Origin of the sequence: Archangium violaceum (assembly GCF_016887565.1) — a bacterium.
Lineage (GTDB): Bacteria > Myxococcota > Myxococcia > Myxococcales > Myxococcaceae > Archangium > Archangium violaceum_B.
Genome location: NZ_CP069396.1, coordinates 10387567 through 10407336, shown reverse-complemented (window position 1 = coordinate 10407336; position 19770 = coordinate 10387567). Strand labels below are relative to the sequence as shown.

16 protein-coding genes are annotated in these 19770 nt (G+C 70.6%); 6 read left to right on the top strand and 10 right to left on the bottom strand.

The window, feature by feature from the left end:
• Positions 1-36 precede the first annotated feature (36 nt).
• Positions 37-1401: a sigma 54-interacting transcriptional regulator gene (locus tag JRI60_RS41385; RefSeq protein WP_204221560.1), complete on the bottom strand. Its 1365-nt coding sequence runs from the start codon at positions 1399-1401 to the stop codon at positions 37-39.
• Here JRI60_RS41385 and JRI60_RS54760 point away from each other — a divergent pair.
• Entirely contained in the window at positions 1400-4123 is a 2724-nt protein-coding gene (locus tag JRI60_RS54760) for an amidohydrolase family protein (RefSeq protein ID WP_275439062.1), read from the top strand. The two genes, JRI60_RS41385 and JRI60_RS54760, sit on opposite strands and share 2 nt — an antisense overlap.
• A 10-nt stretch (positions 4124-4133) precedes the next feature.
• Here JRI60_RS54760 and JRI60_RS41375 read toward each other — a convergent pair whose 3' ends face one another.
• Both JRI60_RS41375 and JRI60_RS41370 read right to left on the bottom strand, forming a co-directional pair.
• Positions 4134-4661 carry a DUF4240 domain-containing protein gene (locus tag JRI60_RS41375; protein WP_204221559.1) on the bottom strand — a complete coding sequence of 176 codons (528 nt, stop codon included), beginning with the start codon at positions 4659-4661 and terminating at the stop codon, positions 4134-4136.
• Between the two features lie 241 nt (positions 4662-4902).
• Positions 4903-6468, bottom strand: coding sequence for a hypothetical protein (locus JRI60_RS41370; protein WP_204221558.1), 1566 nt, complete (start codon positions 6466-6468; stop codon positions 4903-4905).
• A 202-nt stretch (positions 6469-6670) separates the two neighbouring features.
• Between JRI60_RS41370 and JRI60_RS41365 the strand changes: the two genes are divergently transcribed.
• Complete coding sequence (locus JRI60_RS41365; RefSeq protein WP_204221557.1) at positions 6671-7375, top strand: class I SAM-dependent methyltransferase; 705 nt, start codon at positions 6671-6673, stop codon at positions 7373-7375.
• Between the two features lie 24 nt (positions 7376-7399).
• On the opposite strand, the gene JRI60_RS41360 is transcribed toward JRI60_RS41365, so the two are convergent.
• The 4 genes from JRI60_RS41360 to JRI60_RS41345 all read right to left on the bottom strand — a co-directional run bounded on the left by JRI60_RS41360 (position 7400) and on the right by JRI60_RS41345 (position 12199).
• Positions 7400-9271: a hypothetical protein gene (locus tag JRI60_RS41360; protein WP_204221556.1), complete on the bottom strand. Its 1872-nt coding sequence runs from the start codon at positions 9269-9271 to the stop codon at positions 7400-7402.
• Between the two features lie 56 nt (positions 9272-9327).
• Complete coding sequence (locus JRI60_RS41355) at positions 9328-10020, bottom strand: response regulator transcription factor (protein WP_204221555.1); 693 nt, start codon at positions 10018-10020, stop codon at positions 9328-9330.
• Positions 10017-11540 (bottom strand): sensor histidine kinase, encoded by a 1524-nt coding sequence (locus JRI60_RS41350; protein ID WP_204221554.1) that lies wholly within the window; start codon positions 11538-11540, stop codon positions 10017-10019. Before JRI60_RS41350 ends, JRI60_RS41355 begins: the two co-directional genes overlap by 4 nt.
• A gap of 98 nt (positions 11541-11638) precedes the next feature.
• Positions 11639-12199, bottom strand: a complete 561-nt coding sequence (locus JRI60_RS41345; RefSeq protein ID WP_204221553.1) for a hypothetical protein — start codon at positions 12197-12199, stop codon at positions 11639-11641.
• Positions 12200-12355: 156 nt separating this feature from the next.
• Between JRI60_RS41345 and JRI60_RS41340 the strand changes: the two genes are divergently transcribed.
• Positions 12356-13357 (top strand): NAD(P)H-dependent glycerol-3-phosphate dehydrogenase, encoded by a 1002-nt coding sequence (locus tag JRI60_RS41340; RefSeq protein ID WP_204221551.1) that lies wholly within the window; start codon positions 12356-12358, stop codon positions 13355-13357.
• Between the two features lie 19 nt (positions 13358-13376).
• On the opposite strand, the gene JRI60_RS41335 is transcribed toward JRI60_RS41340, so the two are convergent.
• Both JRI60_RS41335 and hflX read right to left on the bottom strand, forming a co-directional pair.
• Positions 13377-13811, bottom strand: a complete 435-nt coding sequence (locus JRI60_RS41335; protein WP_204229316.1) for a hypothetical protein — start codon at positions 13809-13811, stop codon at positions 13377-13379.
• A 61-nt stretch (positions 13812-13872) separates the two neighbouring features.
• Positions 13873-15627: a GTPase HflX gene (gene hflX / locus JRI60_RS41330; RefSeq protein ID WP_239470034.1), complete on the bottom strand. Its 1755-nt coding sequence runs from the start codon at positions 15625-15627 to the stop codon at positions 13873-13875.
• Positions 15628-15874: 247 nt separating this feature from the next.
• Here hflX and proB point away from each other — a divergent pair, with 247 nt between their 5' ends.
• Positions 15875-17002 (top strand): glutamate 5-kinase, encoded by a 1128-nt coding sequence (proB, locus tag JRI60_RS41325; protein WP_430384347.1) that lies wholly within the window; start codon positions 15875-15877, stop codon positions 17000-17002.
• Positions 17003-17021: 19 nt separating this feature from the next.
• Here proB and JRI60_RS41320 read toward each other — a convergent pair whose 3' ends face one another.
• Positions 17022-17495 (bottom strand): hypothetical protein, encoded by a 474-nt coding sequence (locus JRI60_RS41320; protein WP_204221550.1) that lies wholly within the window; start codon positions 17493-17495, stop codon positions 17022-17024.
• Positions 17496-17829: 334 nt separating this feature from the next.
• Between JRI60_RS41320 and JRI60_RS41315 the strand changes: the two genes are divergently transcribed.
• Entirely contained in the window at positions 17830-18846 is a 1017-nt protein-coding gene (locus JRI60_RS41315) for a helix-turn-helix transcriptional regulator (protein WP_204221548.1), read from the top strand.
• Positions 18843-19766 (top strand): helix-turn-helix transcriptional regulator, encoded by a 924-nt coding sequence (locus JRI60_RS41310; RefSeq protein WP_204221546.1) that lies wholly within the window; start codon positions 18843-18845, stop codon positions 19764-19766. Before JRI60_RS41315 ends, JRI60_RS41310 begins: the two co-directional genes overlap by 4 nt.
• Positions 19767-19770: the final 4 nt, after the last annotated feature.

Genomic DNA, 19770 nt, shown 5'->3' with positions numbered 1-19770 from the left:
ACGATAGAACGCGCGGTGGGGAGCCCGATTGCCCGCTCAGTCTCCCTCGCTCTGCACCAGGCCGTACTTGTGCAGCAGCGAGTAGAGGTGCTTGCGGTCCAGCTCGGCCTCGCGGGCGGCGCGGGCGATGTTGCCCTTGGTGCGCTGGAGCAGCCGGGTGAGGTACTCGCGCTCGAAGGCGCGCACCAGCTCGTCCTTGCACTGCTTGAAGGGGCCCGAGTAGCCCACCGGGAGCGACTCGCCCGTGGGCTCCGACACCTCGGGGGGGGACTCGCGCAGCAGCCCCTCCACGGCCATCTCCGGCAGGTCCGCCATGTGCCGGGCGCGCTCGATGGCGTTGCGCAGCTCGCGCACGTTGCCCGGCCACGTGTGCCCGAGGAACTGCTCGCGCACCTTCTCCGTCAGCCGGCTCCACAGCCCCTGCCCGCCGAAGGCATCCACCAGCAGGGAGAGGTCCTCCTTGCGGTCGCGCAGCGGTGGCAGCGTCACCGTGAAGACGGACAGCCGGAAGTACAGGTCCTCGCGGAAGCGGCCCGCCTGGGCCTCGGCCCAGAGGTCCTTCTTGCTCGCCACGATGATGCGCGCGTCGAAGGACACCGGCGTGGAGGCGCCCAGCCGGTGGAACTCCCGATCCTCGAGAGCGCGCAGCAGCTTGGGCTGCAGGTCCATCGCCAGGTCGTCGATCTCATCCAGGAAGAGCGTGCCGCCATGGGCCCGCTCCAGGCAGCCGATGCGCTGGCCCACCGCTCCGGTGAAGGCGCCTTTCTCATGGCCGAAGAGTTCACTCTCGATAAGTGAGTCCGACACCGAGGCACAGTCGAATACCACCAGCGGCCCCGAGGCCCGGGGTGACAGCTTGTGCAGCGCCTTGGTCGCGGCGCCCTTGCCCGTGCCCGTCTCGCCCACCAGCAGCACCGTGGAGTCCGTGGGGGCGATGCGCTGGAGGAGCGCGAAAATCTGACGCATCGGCACGCTGCGGCCCACCAGCTCGCCGAGCCGGTCCTCGGCCGAGGGGGCGATCTCCACCGGGGCCACCTGGGGGCTGAAGCGCAGGCGCACGTCGCCCACCTCGATGAGGGCACCGGGGCGCAGGTAGGCCTCGCGCACCTGGGCACCATCGAGGAAGGTGCCGTTGGTGGAGCCGAGGTCCTGCACGAGGAAGCGGTCGCCCTGGCGGCGCACCAGCAGGTGGTTGCGGCTGACGGTGGGGTGGTCGATGACGACGTCGTTTTCGGGTGCCTTGCCGATGCGCAGCACCTCGCCGCTGAGCGGGTAGACGGTGCCGGCGCGCTCGGTGTCCAGCAGCACCAGATGGAACTGTTGTTCCGCGAGCCTGTCTCCGCGAGCCCGCTCGCCGAGGAGGGTATGCATGGGGATGGGGGTGGGAGGAGCGGAGGACATGGGCGAGCGCGATTCTACCGTGATACGACGAACGGCCATGCGCTATCGCCACCTGTCCTTGTTGCTATTGACCTCCTGCGCGACCGTCTCCTCGAGCGCTTCCTCCCCCTCCGAGCCCGCCAAGGGGGCTTCTTCTCCTGGCGCCCCGACGCGCGTGTGGCGTCAGGAGCGCGCGGTGGTGGTGCGGCACGCCACGGTGATGCCCGCCTCGGGCGCGGCCATCGAGGACGGAGCCATTGCTTTCGCGGACGGTAAGATTCTGGCGGTGGGGCGCAACGCGGACGTGGCCACCCCTCCCGGGGCCGAGGAGGTGGACGGCACGGGCCTCTACGTGACGCCCGGCATCATCGACTCACACAGCCACCTGGGCGTGTTCGCCACGCCGGAGAGCGTCGCCAACAACGATGGGAACGAGGCCACGGCGCCGGTGACGGCCGAGGTGTCCGCCGAGCACTCCTTCTGGCCGCAGGACCCGGGGCTGCGTCGAGCGGCGGCCGGTGGAATCACCGCCATGCTGGTGCTGCCGGGCAGCGCCAACCTCATTGGAGGGCGAGGCTTCCCGGTGAAGCTGCACTTCGGCCGCTCGGCGGCGGAGATGCGCTTTCCCGGGGCGAAGGACGGCCTGAAGATGGCCTGCGGCGAGAATCCCCGCCGTGTGTACGGGGGAGCGCAGCGGCGTGCTCCCTCCACGCGCATGGGCAACGTGGCCGGCTTCCGGCAGGCCTTCTCCCGGGCGCGCGAGTACATGGAGAAGTGGGACGCCTGGGGGAAGAAGGGGAAGGATGGAGGGCCCGCTCCGCTCCGGGATTTGCAGCTGGAGACGCTGGCGGAGGTGATGCGCGGCAACCTGCTGGTGCAGAACCACTGCTACCGCGCGGACGAGATGGCGGTGATGCTCCAGGTGGCCGACGAGTTCGGCTACTCCATCCGCTCCTTCCACCACGCGCTGGAGGCCTACAAGCTGCGCGACCAGCTGGCGGACAAGCACGTGGCGGTGTCCACGTGGGCGGATTGGTGGGGCTTCAAGCTGGAGGCCTGGGATGGGATTCCGCAGAACGCGGGCCTGGTGTCGCAGGCGGGTGGGCGTGCCGTCATCCATTCGGACTCGGCGCTGGGCATCCAGCGGCTCAACCAGGAGGCCGGCAAGGCGATGTGGCGGGCGCGCGAGTCCGGCATCCCCATCACCGAGGAGGAGGCGCTGCGCTGGGTGACGCTGCACCCCGCGTGGGTGATGGGCGTGGAGGAGAAGACGGGCTCGCTGGAGCCGGGAAAGATGGCGGACGTGGTGTTGTGGAAGAACCACCCGCTCTCCGTGTATGCCCGCGCGCAGCGCGTCTGGGCGGACGGTGTCGTCACCTATGACGTGACGAATGGTGCCCTGGAGGCGAGCGACTTCGAGCTGGGCGAGCGCGCCGGGGCCTCGGCGAAGCTGGCGGTGTTGCCCTCGGCGGTGCCGGTGTTGAAGGACGCGGGAATCGAGGCCCGTTGCGAGCCCACGAAGGACGCCGCCTGCGCCCAGCCGCTGGAGGTGAAGGCCGACGCGTGCACCGCGTTCCAGGACGTGGCGGTCCTCTCCAATGGGACGTGGCAGGCGCACGCCTCGGTGCTGGTGGAGAATGGGCAGGTGACGCGGGTGCAGGCGGGGGCGCTCGACGCGCTGCCGGCGGGGTGCCGTGCGGTGGAGGGCAAGGGCCGGGTGCTGGCGCCGGGCTTCGTGGATCCGCTCACGGGCCTGGGCGTGGTGGAGGTGGGGCTGGAGGAGTCGGCGGTGGATGACGCGCTGCGGGGCGAGGCGGCCAAGGAGCCCATCCGCGCGGCGCTGCGCATCGTCGACAGCTTCAACCCGGCGGCGGAGACGCTGCCCGTGGCGAGGCTGGGCGGTGTCGTCGCGGCGGGCGTGATTCCGTCGGGCGGACTGGTGTCCGGGCAGAGCGCGTGGGTGACGACGGATGGCGCGGTGCGTCGCGCGCCGCTGGCCCTGCACATCAACCTGGGCCTGTCCGGCCGGGACGCGGTGTCCGGCTCGCGCGCGCTGGTGCTGGAGCGGCTGCGCGAGGTGCTGTTCGACGCGCGGGCGTACAACAACCGGAAGAGCGAGTTCGAGCACAACCGGATGCGCGCGTTGTCGGCGAGCCGGCTGGACCTGGAGGCGCTGCAGCCGGCGCTGGCGGGGACGATGCCGGTGGTGGTGGCGGCCAACCGGGTGTCGGACATCCGGGCGGCGTTGGCGCTCGGGCGCGAGTTCGGGCTGAAGCTGGTCATCGCCGGTGGGCGCGAGGCGTGGATGGTGGCGCGGGAGCTGGCGGAGGCGAAGGTACCCGTCGTGGTGCAGCCCACGCAGAACCTGCCCTCGACGTTCGACGGGCTGAACAGCCGGTTGGACTCGGCGGCGCTGCTGAGTGGGGCGGGGGTGAAGGTGCTCATCTCCACGCTGGGCGAGTCGCACATGGTGCGCACGCTGGCGCAGGAGGCGGGCAACGCGGTGGCGTGGGGTCTGCCGTACGCGGACGCGCTGCGAGCCATCACCACTAATGTGACGGAGGCGTTCGGGTTGGAGGGAGGCCAGGTGGCGCCGGGTCAGACGGCGGACCTGGTGCTGTGGAATGGAGACCCGCTGGAGGTGAGCAGCCGGCCGTTGGGCATGTGGGTGGGAGGGAAGCAGGTGCCGCTCACCAGCCGTCAGCAGGCGCTGTTCGAGAAATACCGGACGCTGGCGAAGTAGGGCGTGCGGTTCATCCCCGGTGGTATCGAGCCCAGAGCTTGGGGAACCTCCGCGCGAGGTTCCCCTCGTCTTCGCTCCACGCTTGTCCGGCGGGGCCAACCGGGGAGTGGCCCGCGTACGAGGGGAGCTCGCGTCCTGTCAGCTCCGCGTAGGCCTGTGCCGGCACATCTGGAAACTCTTCGAAGAAGAAGTCCTCGACTCCAGGCGTATCGACCACGTCGAGGAGTGATTCTGGATTCGACACCGCGCTTTCGAAGACACGACGTCCCATCGAGATCAACCAGCTCCGGAAGTCCGCGAAGCCATCATCCGAGCAGCCGCCCGCGATGATGTAGGCGGCCCCCCACAGGTCCCAGTGGAATGCCGTGGCCATCCGTTCGAGGAGATGGTTGCGGAAGTCGATGATCTCCTCGGGGGGGAGCTTCAACAGCAGCCGCCTGAGTTCCTCGCTCTGCTGCTCCATGTTTCCGTCAATCCGGTGAGGGTTGAAGCCTCTCCGGGATGACTCGATGAGCTTCCAGAACTGTTCGATGCTCATGGGTCTATTCCATCCGTACCGCGTCCCGATCCCTGATGACGGGGAGCTTCCTGTTATCAGGGTCTGAATACCCTGGAGCGCATCGAGCCGGCATGACCAAGGTGCTGGAGGCCCTCGGGTGGGAGGGATGCCAGGTGCCCCTCACCCCTCTCCCTCCGGGAGAGGGACGGGGTGAGGGTATCGAGGACTCCGGGTTCCCCTCCGCGAACCAGGAGGGGAAACCCGGCCTCCTCACGGTGCCTCAGTTCCCGGTGTAGATGCCGACGGCACCGGGGATGCGGTTCTCGTCGCTGCCGAGGAAGCCCACGAGGATGCGGCGCCCGGAGCCGTGGCCGTCGACCTGGATGTCGGAGATGCGGCTGGAGCAGAGGCGGGTGCCGAAGTCGATGCAGTAGGTCTGCACGCCGCCATTCTTCACGCGGTAGAGGGCACCGAGCCAGCGGGCGCCGGTCCACACGCTGCCATCGAGCGGGTCCACGGCCACGGCGGACAGCTGCGGGACGCCGACGTTGACGTAGTGGACGTCACCGCCCTCGGCGTTCATCCGCGCGAGCCCCTTGCTGAAGGAACTGACCCAGACGGTGTTGTCGCCCGCCATGGCCAGGCCGGACACGTTGTCGTCCACGCGCTCGCTGGGCTTGGGAGCGCCCGGCTCGCCCACCTTGTCCGGCCAGAGGTCGAAGCGGTTCCAGATGTAGGGGGCATCCTCCGTCTCGGACTGCGAGGTCCAGTAGTCGAAGCCGTTGGTGCCGTAGCGGAAGCGCGTGGTGCGGTTGGAGCCGCCGAAGAAGACATCGCCGCTGGGGTGCACCGCCACGCCGTAGTAGGCGTCGGTGAGGAGGATGTCCTCGCCCTTGTCGTTGAGGGCGTTGATGGCCGGGTGCACGTGCTCCAGCACGCCGGCGCAGGAGAGCTGTCCGTTGCAGGTGTTGTTGCCGGTGAAGCGCGCGTCGCCGCGGGCGAAGCCGTGGTTGCCGCCGAACCAGACGCTCTGGGTGTTCTTGTCGTACGCGATGCGCAGGATGTTGCAGAGCTTCTCGCGGCCGCGCTTCTCGGCGCGCACCACGTTGGGACCGGAGAAGATGTCGTAGTGGACCACGTCGAGGGTGCCGTCGGCGCGCAGCGTCACCTTGTCCGCGTCACCGCTCTTGTAGCGGGACGGGTCCGGGGCGATGCCGTCATCGCGGTCCCAGTTGTCCTCGCAGTAGTCCTTGCCCTTGCCGGGCCGGCCCTCGTAGCCCACGAAGACGGTGCCGGCGGGGCCGCCCGCGACCGAGATGACCTTGAGGTACCTGGGCCCTGGCGCGTCGCTGCCGTCCGCCATGTAGCCGTAGGGGTGCAGCCCGTTCTCCAGGGTGAAGCGCTGGTACCGCGTGGCGCCCGGCTGGAGCAGGAAGAGGCCGTCCTCGCCACCGGCCACCCAGACGTTGCCCCCCTCGTCGGCCGACACCCCGTAGACGCGCCGGGGCCCGCCGTGCTGGGTGCCGAAGAACTGCCAGCCCGGGACCGAGGTGAACTGGATGTCCGCCTCGGGAGGAGGAGGCGGAGTACCCGCGTCGACAGGGGGCGGAGTGCCCGCGTCGACAGGAGGAGGCGGCGGTGGCGTGCCCGCGTCGGGCTTCCCTCCGCCATCGGTCACCGTGCCCGCGTCGGGAGCGGGCACCGGGTCCGGTGTATTCCCCTCGACTTGGGGAGAATCCAGCCCGGGGTTGCCGTGCTCCGACTGGTCATGCCCCGTCTGCTTGCAGCCCGCCCACATCGCGCCCGTCACGACGAGCGCCGTCGCCCACCGCCATCCACCCTTCATGCCCCTGCCCACCCGTTTCTGGTGAATCCGGGTACCTACGTGGCACCCCCGTCTCCCCGCTTCGCAAGCCCGGTGCCAGCCCGGCTCCGCTCGAAGGAGGGCCGATGCGTCGGCTCCCGGACAGCACATGGGTAGCGTGGTGCCCAGTCAAGGCAGGGTCCTGACCCCACGACGGCCCCAACCGTGCTACTCCGGAAGACCGATGGCCGGAAACGACGCGCGCGGCCGCACGCCGCTCTCCCTTGTCGGGCAGGAGCCCGACCTTGTCTTCTACACGCGCCAGGCGACCGAGCGTGGTGGGCCCGTGCTGGTGCTGGGCTCGGCCAACGGGCGCGTGGCCTGGACGCTGGCCGAGCACGGGCTGTCCGTACTGGGGGTGGACCCCTCGGAGCGGATGGTGCGGGCCGCCGAGGAGTCCCGGGCCTCGGTGTCGGCCGAGGTGGCCGGCCGGGTGCGCTTCCTCCTGGCGGATCCGCGCTCCCTGCGCCAGCCCGAGCGCTTCCCCGTGGTGCTCGCCCCCCAGAACGCCCTGGGGCTGATGAGCACGCACGAGGACCTCGAGGCCTTCCTGGCCACCGTGCGCTACCACCTCGTCCCCGGGGGTCTCTTCGTCTACGACGTGCTCAACCCGTCCACCGAGCCCGCCTCCACGCAGAACCGCGACGAGGACGACCCCGGCGCCGCGCTCGAGCCGCGCCGGCCGGGGTTCTCCTTCCACCTGCGCGAGCGCCGGCAGCCCGGCGCGCCGCTCGGCATCCGCCGCCTCAAGCTGAAGCCCTTCTCCGTGCAGGAGCTGGACGCGGCGATGGCGGCCGGGGGCCTCACCCCCCGCGAGCGCTACGGGCGCTTCGACGGCAAGCCCTTCGATCCCGAGGACTCGCGGCACATCGGCGTGGCGGAGGGGTAGGGCGCGTCCGCCAGCCCCCGGGGCTCAGAACCTGAACGCGGCGCCGGCGAGGAGGGCGGGCGTGGAGAGGAGCCGGCCCGGCTCGGGCTCATGGAGGGCGTCGAGCTGTCCGCGGACGAACAGGCGCAGGTGGCGCGTCATGTCCACCTGCCCCTCGGCATACGCCCCGAGGTCCGAAGGCGCGGAGAACCGGCGGCCACCGTGGCTCCACCCCAGGCCGAGCTCCGCGCGTCCGCCCAGGACGAGTCCGAGCCGGAAGCGCTCTCCGAGGAGCAGCTCCGCGCCGGCTTCCGCGGCCAGGGTGGCGACATGCACTCCATGGAAGGCGTCCAGCTCGGACAGGTGGAGGGCCGCCTTGTACCCGAGCGCCTCCAGCGCGAGCGAGGCGAACACCCGCGTCCGTTGCCGCTCGCCGAGGCTCGTCCCCAGCCGCGCGCGGACTCCGGCCGCGGACAGTGTGACGCCCAGCTTCCGGTCCAACGCGAGGAAGCGCGTGAGACGCGCTGGAGCCAGCACCACGCCGACCGCGAGCATGCCGCCGTCGGCCGCGTCGTTGAGCTCGAAGCGCTGTTCCACCGGGGTGAGGCGGAGGTCGGCATGGGATAGCTCGGCGCGCAGGCCACCGCCCAGGGGCCCGGGAGTCATCGCGAGCGTCCCATCGAGCGAGGCCCAGAGCAGGTACTCCGGGGTCCGCACGGAGTCCCACGCGTCCTCTGGCACCACGGTCTCCCGGAGCTGGAATCGCATCCGGAGCAGGGCGTTCCAATCGGCGCGGGCCCCCTGGAAGCCGCCACCGGCGAGCTCGAACACGGGCCGGAGGATGGCGTCGTCGAAACGCGGGGTCTCGTAACGCGGCATGGGCCCGGGGCTTCCCCCGACGGCCGCCACTTCGCCCGAGCCGAAGTCCGGCCGGCTCCGGCCGCAGGCGGCCCAGAGGGAGTAGTCCTCCTGCCGGGGAAGCTCACCGCGGGCGATCAGCTCCTGGACGTAGCGGGCGTTGAGCTCGTCGGCGCCGCGAGGGAAGCGCGAGTAGCGCCAGTAGTGCTCCCGGAACGCCTCGCTGTCGAGCTTCGGGCAGTAGTCCCGCCGCAGGTTGGTGCGGACCTCGCTCCAGCGCTTCGGCGTGAAGGCGGAGTTGTAGTAGCTCTCGTCGAACCGGGGGGAGATGTACTCGCGCCAGTCGAACGGGCGCGTGAGCCGCCAGCCCTCGGAGGTCTTCAAGAGCCGCGGGTTCTCCGTCTGGCACAGGCTCCGGTAGAAGAGGAACCCCTGGTAGTTGGCCTCGAGGTCTCCGAAGGAGAACACGCCCGTCGTCGCCAGGCCGAGGGAACTCCGCTCCGTTTCCACGCCGTACTGGATGGCCCGCTCGAGGGCCTCGCGTTCGGGGACTCCCGCCTGACGGTCCTCGAGGAACAGCTCGTGGTACTTCCATCCCGTCTGGAAGAAGTGGGAGAGCTTGTCCGCGCCCATGTGGACGCCGGCGACGTTGAACGTCGCCTTGACGCCGAAGGTGAGGCCCCAGTCCCAGAGGCGGTCATTGCGGTAGACGGAGTCCTCCTTCTGGAAGCGCGCGTAGGCGTCGTCGGCGGGCACCCGCTCGATGCGCGGCGTGTGCTCCGCCCAGAGCTCTATCTTGTGGAGCCCCGAGATGCGGAACCGCTGGTGGACGCGGTAGGCGAGGTCCTCGCACGAGGTGCTGTCCCAGGCCCCTCGATTCACGAGTTCCAAGGCTCCGAGAATCTCCCGGTTGACCTTCTCGTCGAGGACGGCCAGCGAGTCCCGTGGAGACTTGCCGATCGCGAAGTACTGGTCCGTCTCCGTCGCGTGCGCCGTTCCGATTGCTCCGGCCCACGCGGCCAGGACGCCCAGCCATGTCCATGGATGCGCTGAACCCACCGGCACCTCATAGGGAGCGTCAGGCGGAGCGTCAACTCCGTCCGATGGAGGGTCCCTCAGCGCTCGAAGCGGTAGCCGAGCCCTCGGACGGTGAGGAAGTGCCGGGGCTGCTCGGGGTCGGGCTCCAGCTTGAGCCGCAGCTGGCGCATGAAGTTGTCCACCGTGCGCGCGCTGCCCACGTAGTCGTAGCCCCAGGCGGCGCTCAGCAGCTCCTCGCGGTTGAAGGTGCGCCCCGGGTGGCCGAGGAAGTGGGCCAGCAGCTTGAACTCCTGGGCCGTGAGCTCCACGGGCTGTCCACCGCGCGTCACCGTCTTGGCGGCCATGTCCACCTGCACGTCCCCGAAGGCGAGCGGTGGGGGTTGTCCGGAGACGGGGTAGCGCCGGCGCAGCACGGCCTTGATGCGGGCCAGCAGCTCCTGCAACCCGAAGGGCTTGGCCACGTAGTCGTCCGCGCCCAGGTTGAGGCCGAGGATTTTATCCATCTCCGAGCCCTTGGCGCTGAGCACCACCACGGGGGTGTCCCGGCCGCGCTGGCGCAGCTCCTTGAGCACCTCGAAGCCGTTGAGCTCGGGCATCATGACGTCCAGCACGAGCAGGTCCGGCGCCTCGTCGAGCGCGCGTGCCAGGCCCTGCCGGCCGTCCTGGGCCTGGAGGACCTCGTAGCCCTCGAACTTCAGGTTCATGGACAGCCCGGTGAGGATGGCCAGGTCGTCTTCCACCACCAGGATGCGTCGAGGCTTGTCGCTCATGCCTTTGCCACGGGGAGTTGGATGGTGAAGCGGCTGCCCTTGCCCGGTTCGCTCTTCACGGTGATGCGCCCGCCGTGAGCCTCCACGATGCGCTTGGTGATGGCCAGTCCCAATCCACTGCCTTCCGTCTTGCGCGTGAGCAGGTTGTCCACCCGGTAGAAGCGCTCGAAGATGCGTTTACGGTCCCGTGGCGAGATGCCCACGCCATGGTCTTCCACCGTCAGTCCCACCCATTTCCCCTGGGAGTGGACCGAGAGGGCGATGCGCTTGTCCTCGCCGCTGTACTTGTAGGCGTTCTGCAGCAGGTTGAGCAGCGCGCCGGCGATGGCGTCGCGATCCACCTGGATGGGGGGGAGGGCGTCGGGCACGTGCACGGTGAGCCGCATGTCGCCCTCCAGACGCTGGGCGCGGAAGGCGGCCACGGCGGTGTCCACCACGGCGGCCACGGGCTGGGTCTCCCGGTGGTACTCCTTGCGTCCGCTCTCGATGCGCGCCCAGTCCAGCACCCGCTCGACGAGGATGCTCAGCCGCTCCGTCTCCTGGGTGAGCATCTGCAGCACCTGCTGTATCTGGGCGGGGTCCTTCACGCGGCCCAGCGCGAGCGTCTCGATGAACATGCGGATGGAGGTGACGGGGGTGCGCAGCTCGTGGCTCACCAGCGACACGAAGTCCGTCTTCATGCGCGACAGCTTGGCCTCGCGGTACAGCACGCGGCCGGTGTAGGCGACGCCGAAGGTGAGCGTGAGGTAGAAGAGGGCCAGCAGCACCACGTACACCACGCGGTTGCGGGTGGAGGCGCTCGCCACCGGGTCCTCCCCGGTGGGCACCACGCCCAGCCGGAAGTCCTGCAGCGGTGGGGGCAGCACCTGGTCGGCGAGCACCTGCGGCCCGAGCGCGCTGGCCCGGGCCTGGGCCACCTCGGCCGCCAGCTTTCCCATGAGCCCCTCGCCCGTGGGCTCCTGGCGGCCGATGAGGACGAAGCGCACCGGCTCGCTGGACGTCACCTGGCTCTCGGCCCGCTCGGCGAGCAGTGCCTCCACGGCCTCCTGGGACAGACGGACGCCGTGCACCACGTCCCCGCGGCGCTCGGCGGCGATGAGCGCGGCGTGCCCGCCCACCATGAGGGAGAAGTGGGAGGTGCCCGCCGGGAAGACCGTGGACGAGAACCCCACGGCCTGCAGGGCCGAGGCGAGCTCCGCGTTCGCCGTGCGCACCTCCTTGCCCTCCACCTGGAAGGAGTCCTGGGTGGACAGCAGGCGTCCATCGGGGGCCAGCAGCCGCGGCTTGCCCTCCACCAGCTCGAAGTCCGAGGCCCTCAAGGCCGCGGGCAGCTCCTCCTCGAGTGTCTCCAGCGTGCCCTGCCAGGCGGCCTCCAGGCGTTTCTCCACCGCGGCGCGCTCATTGATGATGGCCACCACGCCGAAGCCGGACAGCCCGGCCGACGGCAGCACGACCAGGACGATGAGCAGCGCGAAGGTGCGCCGGAAGCTGAGGATGACGGAGGGGGGTGAGCTCTGCACGGCCCCTCTCCTTTACCCCCACGGCGCGCCGGGTGCTCGCGTCAGGTGTCGTCGATTCCACCTGGGGTGGGATGCCGACCCACCTCGGGGTGGGTCCTTCAGGGCGGGCCGGCATCCGGGGCCGGAGTGGCGTGAGGCTCGCCGGCCCGCATGAGGCGCTCGGGGGTGGTGGCGAAGAGCGTCAGGCGGGCGATGTCCAGTGCGCGCTCCTTGTCCTTGCCCAGCCAGGTGACGACGATGCCGCAGGGCGTGTCGTCGTCCCAGGTGGAGACCTGGAGCATGCCCTGCACGGGCTCGCGGCGGACGGCGGCCTTGCCCAGCGCGGGCACCTCGGTGCCTCCGGCGCGCAGCGCGGGGACGAGCAGGTCCTGCGGCTCGGTGCCCTCGGGGCGCTTGCGGCAGTCGTAGGCGATGGAGACGGCGGTGTCCTTCTGCTCCGCGGAGCGGAAGGTGCAGAGCGGACCGCAGGTGGGGCACGGGCGCTCCTCCTTCACGGAGAAGCCGGGCAGGGCCTCGCGCACCTCGGGGGACAGGAGCGCCTCGCAGGAGAGGGCGCTCGGCGGGGGCAGCACGCCCGCGTCCGCCGGGCCCGAGTCCCTCGAGCGGCAGGCGCCGAGCGCCAGTGCCAGCATCACCGCCACGCCCCTGCCTGCCCTCATCCCTGGCTCCTCCTCGCGCACCCGTGTGGAAGCGGCGGATGGTAGACCGACCCGCCCCCCGCGTGGCCACGAGGAAGTGCGGCCTGGTTGTTGTCCGACACGTGAGGGGGTGGACTAAGCTGCGCCCCCTTCCTCGCTCCCCCGGAGATTCGCTCCATGCGCGCCAGTGTCATTGGTTCCGGCTCTTTCGGTACCGCCCTCGCCAACGTGCTCGCGGTCAATTGCGAGCAGGTGGGCTTGTGGGGGCGGGAGCCCGAGCTTGTCGAGGCCATCAACACCCGCCACGAGAACCCCACCTACCTGCCTGGAATCCCCATCTCGCCGCGCGTCCGGGCCTCGACGAGCCAGGAGGAGGCGCTGGCGGGGGCGGAGCTGGTGGTGCTGGCCACGCCCAGCCACGCCACGCGCGAGGTGGTGGCCAGGGCGCTGCCGTACCTGCCGGTGCACGCGCCGCTGGTGACGGTGGCCAAGGGCATCGAGAACGAGACGCTCCTGACGATGACGGAGCTGCTGGAGGACTGCCTGCCGGAGCAGTACCACCCCTATATCGCCGTGCTCTCCGGCCCCAGCTTCGCCAAGGAGCTGGCGCAGCGCATGCCCACCGTCGTCACCATCGCCTCGCACTGGGAGAAGGTGGCCGTGCGCTGCCAGAAGGCGCTGCAGACGGAGACGTTTCGCTCCTACACCTCCAATGACGTGGTGGGGGTGCAGTACGGCGGAGCGCTGAAGAACGTCATCGCCATCGCCGCCGGCATGGCGGATGGGTTGGGCATGGGCCACAACGCCCGCGCGGCCATCATCACCCGGGGCCTGGCGGAAATCACCCGCCTGGCGGTGCGCAAGGGGGCCAACCCCCTCACGCTCTCGGGGCTGTCGGGCATGGGGGACCTGGTGCTCACCTGCACCGGCGAGCTCAGCCGCAACCGGCACGTGGGGATGGAGCTGGGCCGGGGCCGCTCGCTCCAGGACATCCTGGGGGACATGAAGCAGGTGGCCGAGGGCGTGAAGACGGCGAAGAGCGCGAGGGACCTGTCGCGCAAGCTGGGCGTGGAGCTGCCCATCTGCGACCAGGTGTACGCCATCGCCTACGAGGGCAAGAACGCCCGCGCCGCGGTGGTGGAGCTGATGACGCGTCAGCCCAAGTCCGAGCTGACGTGATGCGGGGGAGGGGGGCGCCTCACCAGGTGCGGACGCCCACGCCCTTCACCCGCCACACGGTCTGGCGCTGGGTGGTGGTGTGCGAGATGAGCACGCCATCCTGCTGCATCTGGTCCAGCAGGCGCACGAGCTTGCTGCGGTCGAGCCCCACGGCGCCGGCCAGCTCGGGGGTTTCGAGACCCGCGGGGTAGCGGCGCAGCTCGTCGACGATGAGCTTCTTGAACTCGGCCTTGGCGGCGCCGTCCATGTCCTGGGCCTTGGAGGCCTGGAGGATGGCGAGCGTCACCAGCCCGAGCACGAGCACGGCCAGGGCGGGGTAGACGAGGTGGCTGTTGCGCTCGAGCAGCTCGAAATAGTTCGGGTCCACCGACGAGGCGGGCTTCTCGAGCTCCGGCCCGATGCCGGGGATGTTGACCTGAGCGAGCAGCGACAGGGAGGACAGGGAGAGCGGCATGAGCACGGCACCGGGACTGTAGAGTGCCCGGTGCCGGCCCGCAACCCCGGGGCCCGGGGGCCTACGCGGCCCCGAGGCTCCGCGAGGACTCCTCGTCCAGCTCCCCGAGGTCCTCGGAGGCACCCGCGTCGGCCCCCTCGAGGGCGTACGAGGCGCTCTCGGTGATGACGACGCCGAGGTTCTGCGAGGCGCCCTCGGCGAAGAGGGTGGTGTCGGCCTTGGCCAGCAGGGTGGCCAGGCCCTCGCGCTGGATGGCGCTGATGGCCACGCCGCCGCGGGTGCGCAGCAGCGACTCCACCTCGTCGGGGGCGAGCTGGTCCGCCTTGTTCCACACCATCATGCGCGGCTTCTGCATCAGCTCCAGCGACTCGAGGATGCCCTCGACGGCCTGCACCTGCTCGTCGCGGGCGGGGTCGCTCGCGTCCACCACGTGCAGGAGCAGATCCGCGTCGTACAGCTCCTCGAGCGTGGCGCGGAAGGCGGCCACCAGGTCCTTGGGCAGGTCCCGGATGAAGCCCACCGTGTCGGTGATGATGACCTCGCGCTCCTGGGGGAAGCGCAGGCGGCGGCTGGTGGGGTCCAACGTGGCGAAGAGCTTGTTCTCCGCCAGCACCTCGGAGCCGGTGATGGCGTTGAGGAGCGTGGACTTGCCCGCGTTGGTGTAGCCGACGATGGAGATGACGGGCAGGTCGCGCCGGTTGCGCTGGGCCCGGCGCACCTCGCGCTCGCGCGAGAGCGAGTCGATGCGCTTCTCCAGGTGGTTGATGCGATCGCGCGCGCGGCGGCGGTCGATCTCGAGCTTCGTCTCACCGGGGCCGCGCCCGCCGATACCACCGGCCAGACGGCTGAGCGAGGTGTCACTCTGCACGAGCCGGGGCAGGCGGTACTTGAGCTGGGCCAGCTCGACCTGGAGCTTGCCCTCGGCGCTCTGCGCCCGCTGGGCGAAGATGTCGAGGATGAGCTGGGTGCGGTCGATGACCTTGAGGCTGGTGGCCTCGCTGATGTGGCGGCCCTGCGAGGGGGTGAGGTCCTTGTCGAAGATGAGGACGTCGGCCATGGCCTGCATGGAGCGCAGGTTGAGGTCCTCGAGCTTGCCGCGGCCGATGAGGTAGCGCGGATCCGGCTCGCGGCGCATCTGCAGGACGCTGTCGAGCACCTCGACGCCGGCGGTGCGCGCCAGCTCCTTGAGCTCGGCGAGGCTGGCCTCGGCGCTGGCGCGGTTGCCATCGAGGCACACCGCCACGAGGATGGCCTTGTCCCGGCCGCTCACGGTGCGCGCGGCTGCCTTGCGGTTGAGCTCCTGTTCCAGGGCCTCGAGCGTGTCGAGCACGTCGGGCTGATCGTCGTGGACGCTGGGCAGGGAGGACACGCGCCAGAAGTCACCGGTGCCGTTCTCGGGCACGAGGTGGGCGTAGTGGAGGATGCCGGGCAGACCCGTCTCGCCCACGCCGACGGCGGCGACCATGTCCAGGCGCAGCAGCGCGAGGTCGGTGAGGTCGTCCTTGGTGAGCGGCTCGCTCTTGAGGTGGGTGTGCACCAGGCGCAGACCACGCAGACGCACCTGGCCGGCGCGGGCGCGGCCGATGTCCGGCAGCTCCAGCTTGTGGGCGTTGCCCACCACCACGTACTCGATCTCCCCCTTGCGGTTGAGGAGGACGCCGACCTGCCGGTTGGTCTCGCTCGACAGCTCGGTGAGATGGCGGGCGAGTTCCGGAGAGACAATCTCATGAGGGGAGACACGGCGACGGTAGGTGTTGCGCAGCCGGCTCTGCTCGCTTGCCTTGAGTCCCAGGGTGTTGCCGTAGATTTCCTTCAAAAGAGTCCTTCTCCCGCGCGGGTGGAAGGGCGTCCGCGCACCGCCATCGGTCTCGCCTTCAACCAGAGGATAGGGGCCTTCTGCCCCGGATTCACCCCTGACTGTTCCGCGGACCGATATCTGACAACACGCACTCGGGGCGCGTGCTTCCGGGTAGAGGGGATATCTGGGGGATGTCAGGGGGCGGGTGCGAGGCCTGCCCGGCTGTCCCCGTGCTTGGGACACGCGCTCCGTGTACCTTGGGCGCGTGAATCTCTCTGGACGAGACGCGGTGCGCGCCGCTCGGCGCGTGGTGGTGAAGATTGGAACCAACGCCCTGACGAACGCCACGGGCCGCTTCAACCGGGCCCATTTCGAGGCGCTGGGTGAGGATCTGCTCTGGGCGGCCCAGGGCCGGGAGCTGGTGGTGGTGTCCAGCGGCGCCATCGCCCTGGGCGTCGAGCGGCTGGGGTTGTCGGCCCGTCCCAAGGACATCCCCGGCAAGCAGGCGTGCGCGGCGGTGGGCCAGAGCCGTCTCATGCAGGCGTACGAGGAGGCGTTCGGCCGGGCGGATCGGCGCGTGGCCCAGGTGCTCCTGACGCACGGGGACGTGCAGGACCGGCGCCGCTACCTGAACGTGAAGCACGCGCTGGAGCGCCTCATCGGGGCCAACGTGGTGCCCGTCATCAACGAGAACGACACCGTCTCCGTGGACGAGCTCAAGTTCGGCGACAACGACACCCTGGCCGGCCTGGTGGCGGGCGTGGTGGAGGCCGACGTGCTCATCGTCCTCTCGGACGTGGAGGGCCTCTTCACGGCGGACCCGCGCAAGAACCCGGACGCCCGGCTGCTCCCCCAGGTGGACGCCGTCACCCCCGAGCTGCTCGCCCTGGCCGGTGGCTCCGGCTCCCAGGTGGGCACTGGCGGCATGGCCACCAAGATTCGCGCCGCCGCCCGCGTCACCGAGCTCGGCGTCCGCTGCATCATCACCTCGGGCGCCGTGCCCGGCCGCCTGCGCGCCGTGCTGTCGGGTGAGCCCGTGGGCACCCTCTTCGAGACCCCCGGCACCCGGCGCAGCGCGCGCATGGCGTGGATCGCCCACGCGCTCAAGCCCAAGGGGCGGCTCATCGTGGACGCGGGCGCGCGCGAGGCCATCGTCGTCGGCAAGCGCAGCCTGCTGCCCTCGGGCATCCGCGCCGTGGAGGGGGACTTCGGGCGGGGAGACCCGGTGGACCTCGTGGATGACCAGGGGCAGGCGTTCGCGCGCGGGCTCAGCGCCTATGAAGACGGCGAGCTGCGGCGCATCGCGGGGCTCAAGAGCGCGGACATCGAGTCGGTGCTCGGGTACTGGTACCTCGACGAGGCCGTGCACCGGGACGACCTGGCCGTCTTGTGAGGCCCGGGTGGGGTGAGGCTCAGATGGCCCGGCCGGAGCCGCGGTCCTCGGGATCCGCGGCCAGGTCCATCAGCGCGCGGAACTCCGGCGAGTCCACCTTCATGAGCAGCAGGGACACTTCCAGGTCGCCGGGGTAGCGGCCCAGCTGCACCTTGCGCTCCTGCCCGTGCAGCAGCGCCAGCTGCGAGTGCCCCTTCACCTCGGGGAGCACCAGGTCCAGCTCCAGGTGGAACGTCTCGCCCTCGGCGGTGGGCGTCAGCACCAGCCGGTAGTCGGGCTCGCTGGCGCCCGGCTTGCGGCGCTCGGCGCGCACGGTGCGGCCCGTCTCTCCCAGCAGCTTGGGCTGGGCCACCAGCCGGCCCTCGCGCCGCACCTCCAGCGCGAAGTAGAGGGGCTCGGCCTGGGCCTGCCGGGGGGCGGCGGCCACGCAGACGAGTCCCACCGCCAGCGCCAGCCCGAGCCATGCCTTCATGATGAGGGTGGAGCGCTTCATGGTGGGTCCTCTCCAGGTAGTGCGTTCCGCCCCTCCGCGGGGCATCCCGCCGGACGAGCCCGCCCCGGCCAGGCGCGCACGTCGTCGATTCCTAGGAATATCCCAGTTACGCGCCGGGTGCGAGTCCAGGGGCCGAGCACGCCTGCCCTCCGTTCACAAGTCGGTTTCGCTCGCCAAAAGACACACCTGCTCGCGTGTTCAGCAAAAAGCTGTTCAGACCCGCCGGGGCCGGGTAGATCCACGCTCGTACGGAGCGTGAGCGGGCACGAGCCCGTCGTCTTGGCTCCCTGCCTTGACCCGACCTGACGCTTTTGCGCATTGTCGAAACCTTCCGATGGACCGGACCGAACGCCTCCTCGATCTCGTCGCGCTGTTCCTGGACGCTCGGGAACCCATCTCCTGGGCGGAGCTGCGCGAGCACTTCCCCCACGACTACATGGGCATTTCCGACGACGCCGCCGAACGCAAGTTCGAGCGGGACAAAGCGGAACTGCTCGAACTGGGCTTCCCTCTCACCTACATCCAGGGCGATGACGAGCGGAAGGACGGCTACATCGTCAACCGCGACGCCTACTACCTGCCCGAGGTGGACCTCACCAAGGAGGAACTGGCCGTCCTCTACGCGGCGGGCAGCGCCGCGCTCACCTCCGGGGCCTTCCCGGGCCGGGATGACCTGTCGCACGCCCTGCGGAAGATCGGCTTCTTCGCCGGCAACGCGCTGCCCACCCCGCGTGTGCGCATGGAGCTGGGCACGGATCAGGCGAGCCCCCAGCTCGCCGCGCACCTGGAGCAGCTCTGGGAGGCGTGTGCCGGGCACAAGTGGGTGCAGATGACGTACGTGTCGCCCAAGCGGCCGGAGTCCACGGAGCGCAAGGTGGACCCGTACGGGCTCGTGCTGCGCCGGGGCAGCTGGACGCTGGTGGGCTACTGCCACCTGCGGCAGGAGGTGCGCACCTTCCAGGTGCACCGCATCCGCTCGCTCAAGGTGAACACCGCCCGGCCGCGCTCTCCGGACTTCGAGGTGCCCGAGGGCTTCGCCTTCGACGACCACGTCGCCAGCTACCCCTGGCAGCACCGCTTCCACCCGCGTGTGGACGTGCGCCTGCGCCTCACCGGCGAGCTGGCCTCGCGCGCCGCCTCGCTCTTCCCCGGAGGCACGGTGGCCCCGGCCACGGAGGGGGAGGGCGTGCTCGTGGACCTGCCGGTGACGTTCCTGGATGGCTTCCTGCGCTTCTGCCTGCAGCTCGGGCCCGCGTGCCGCGTGGAGTCTCCCGAGGAGGCCCGGACGCGGGTGAAGGAGATGGCCACGAGCATCCTCGAGAAGCACGGCGTTCGTGAGGTGGCGGCATGAGTGTCCACGAGCGTCTGCGCCGCCTGTTGTTCCTCGTGCCCTACGTGTCCTCGCGCCCCGGCATCACCGTGGAGGAGCTGGCGCGCGCCCTCAACGTCAGCCGGGAGCACCTGCTGGAGGACCTGGACCTGCTCACCTGCGTGGGCCGGCCGCCCTTCAACCCGGACGACTACATCGACATCTACGTCGAGAACGACCGCGTCTACGTGGACCTGGACCAGCGCCTGTCCGCGCCGCCGCGCCTCACCCTGGGCGAGGCCTCGGCCCTGGCCGCCTCGGCGGAGCTGCTGCGTCCGGCCGCGGGCGACGCGCTGAGCAGCGCCGTGGAGAAGCTCGAGCGCGTGCTGCCGCCGGGCACGCACGAGCGCTTCCGGGCGATGTACCGGAAGATCGACGCCGCCCTGGAGGCCCCGCAGGCGCTGGGGCCGCTCACCCGGGCCATCCACGCGCGGCTGGAGGTGACGTTCGACTATGTCACCCCCGGCCGGGGTGCTCCCGAGTCGCGCCGCGTCCGGCCCCACGAGCTGCTCAGCCACCGCGGCCAGTGGTACCTCCAGGCGTGGGACCTCAACCGTCAGGACGACCGGCTCTTCCGGGTGGACCGGATGGAGGGGCTGGCCGTCACCGACACCCTCTTCCAGCCCCGGGAGGACGCCCGGGCCCAGGTGCCCAACCCGGCGCGGACCGACGCGGCCGTCCGGGTGCGCTTCTCCAAGCTGGTGGCGCCCTATGTCCGGGAGCGCTTCGGCGAGGACGCCCGCCTGCTCGCGGACGGAGGCGTCGAGGTGCGGGTCGCGGGAGACAATGAGCGCTGGTTGACGCAGTGGGTGCTATCGTTCGGCGGCGAGGCCGAGGTGCTCGAGCCCGCCTCGGCCCGTGCGGCCGTGGCCCGGGCGGCGAAGGCCGTGCTAGGAGTCTGAGGTT

Excerpts from the sequence above, each read along its gene's own strand:
- JRI60_RS41315 (WP_204221548.1), top strand. The coding sequence starts at position 17,830 with ATGGACCGGACCGAACGCCTCCTCGATCTCGTCGCGCTGTTCCTGGAC.
- JRI60_RS41375 (WP_204221559.1), bottom strand. The coding sequence starts at position 4,661 with ATGAGCATCGAACAGTTCTGGAAGCTCATCGAGTCATCCCGGAGAGGC.
- JRI60_RS41355 (WP_204221555.1), bottom strand. The coding sequence starts at position 10,020 with ATGAGCGACAAGCCTCGACGCATCCTGGTGGTGGAAGACGACCTGGCC.
- JRI60_RS41345 (WP_204221553.1), bottom strand. The coding sequence starts at position 12,199 with ATGAGGGCAGGCAGGGGCGTGGCGGTGATGCTGGCACTGGCGCTCGGC.
- JRI60_RS41340 (WP_204221551.1), top strand. The coding sequence starts at position 12,356 with ATGCGCGCCAGTGTCATTGGTTCCGGCTCTTTCGGTACCGCCCTCGCC.
- JRI60_RS41335 (WP_204229316.1), bottom strand. The coding sequence starts at position 13,811 with ATGCCGCTCTCCCTGTCCTCCCTGTCGCTGCTCGCTCAGGTCAACATC.
- JRI60_RS54760 (WP_275439062.1), top strand. The coding sequence starts at position 1,400 with ATGGGCGAGCGCGATTCTACCGTGATACGACGAACGGCCATGCGCTAT.
- JRI60_RS41385 (WP_204221560.1), bottom strand. The coding sequence starts at position 1,401 with ATGTCCTCCGCTCCTCCCACCCCCATCCCCATGCATACCCTCCTCGGC.
- JRI60_RS41310 (WP_204221546.1), top strand. The coding sequence starts at position 18,843 with ATGAGTGTCCACGAGCGTCTGCGCCGCCTGTTGTTCCTCGTGCCCTAC.
- JRI60_RS41370 (WP_204221558.1), bottom strand. The coding sequence starts at position 6,468 with ATGAAGGGTGGATGGCGGTGGGCGACGGCGCTCGTCGTGACGGGCGCG.
- JRI60_RS41320 (WP_204221550.1), bottom strand. The coding sequence starts at position 17,495 with ATGAAGCGCTCCACCCTCATCATGAAGGCATGGCTCGGGCTGGCGCTG.
- JRI60_RS41365 (WP_204221557.1), top strand. The coding sequence starts at position 6,671 with ATGGCCGGAAACGACGCGCGCGGCCGCACGCCGCTCTCCCTTGTCGGG.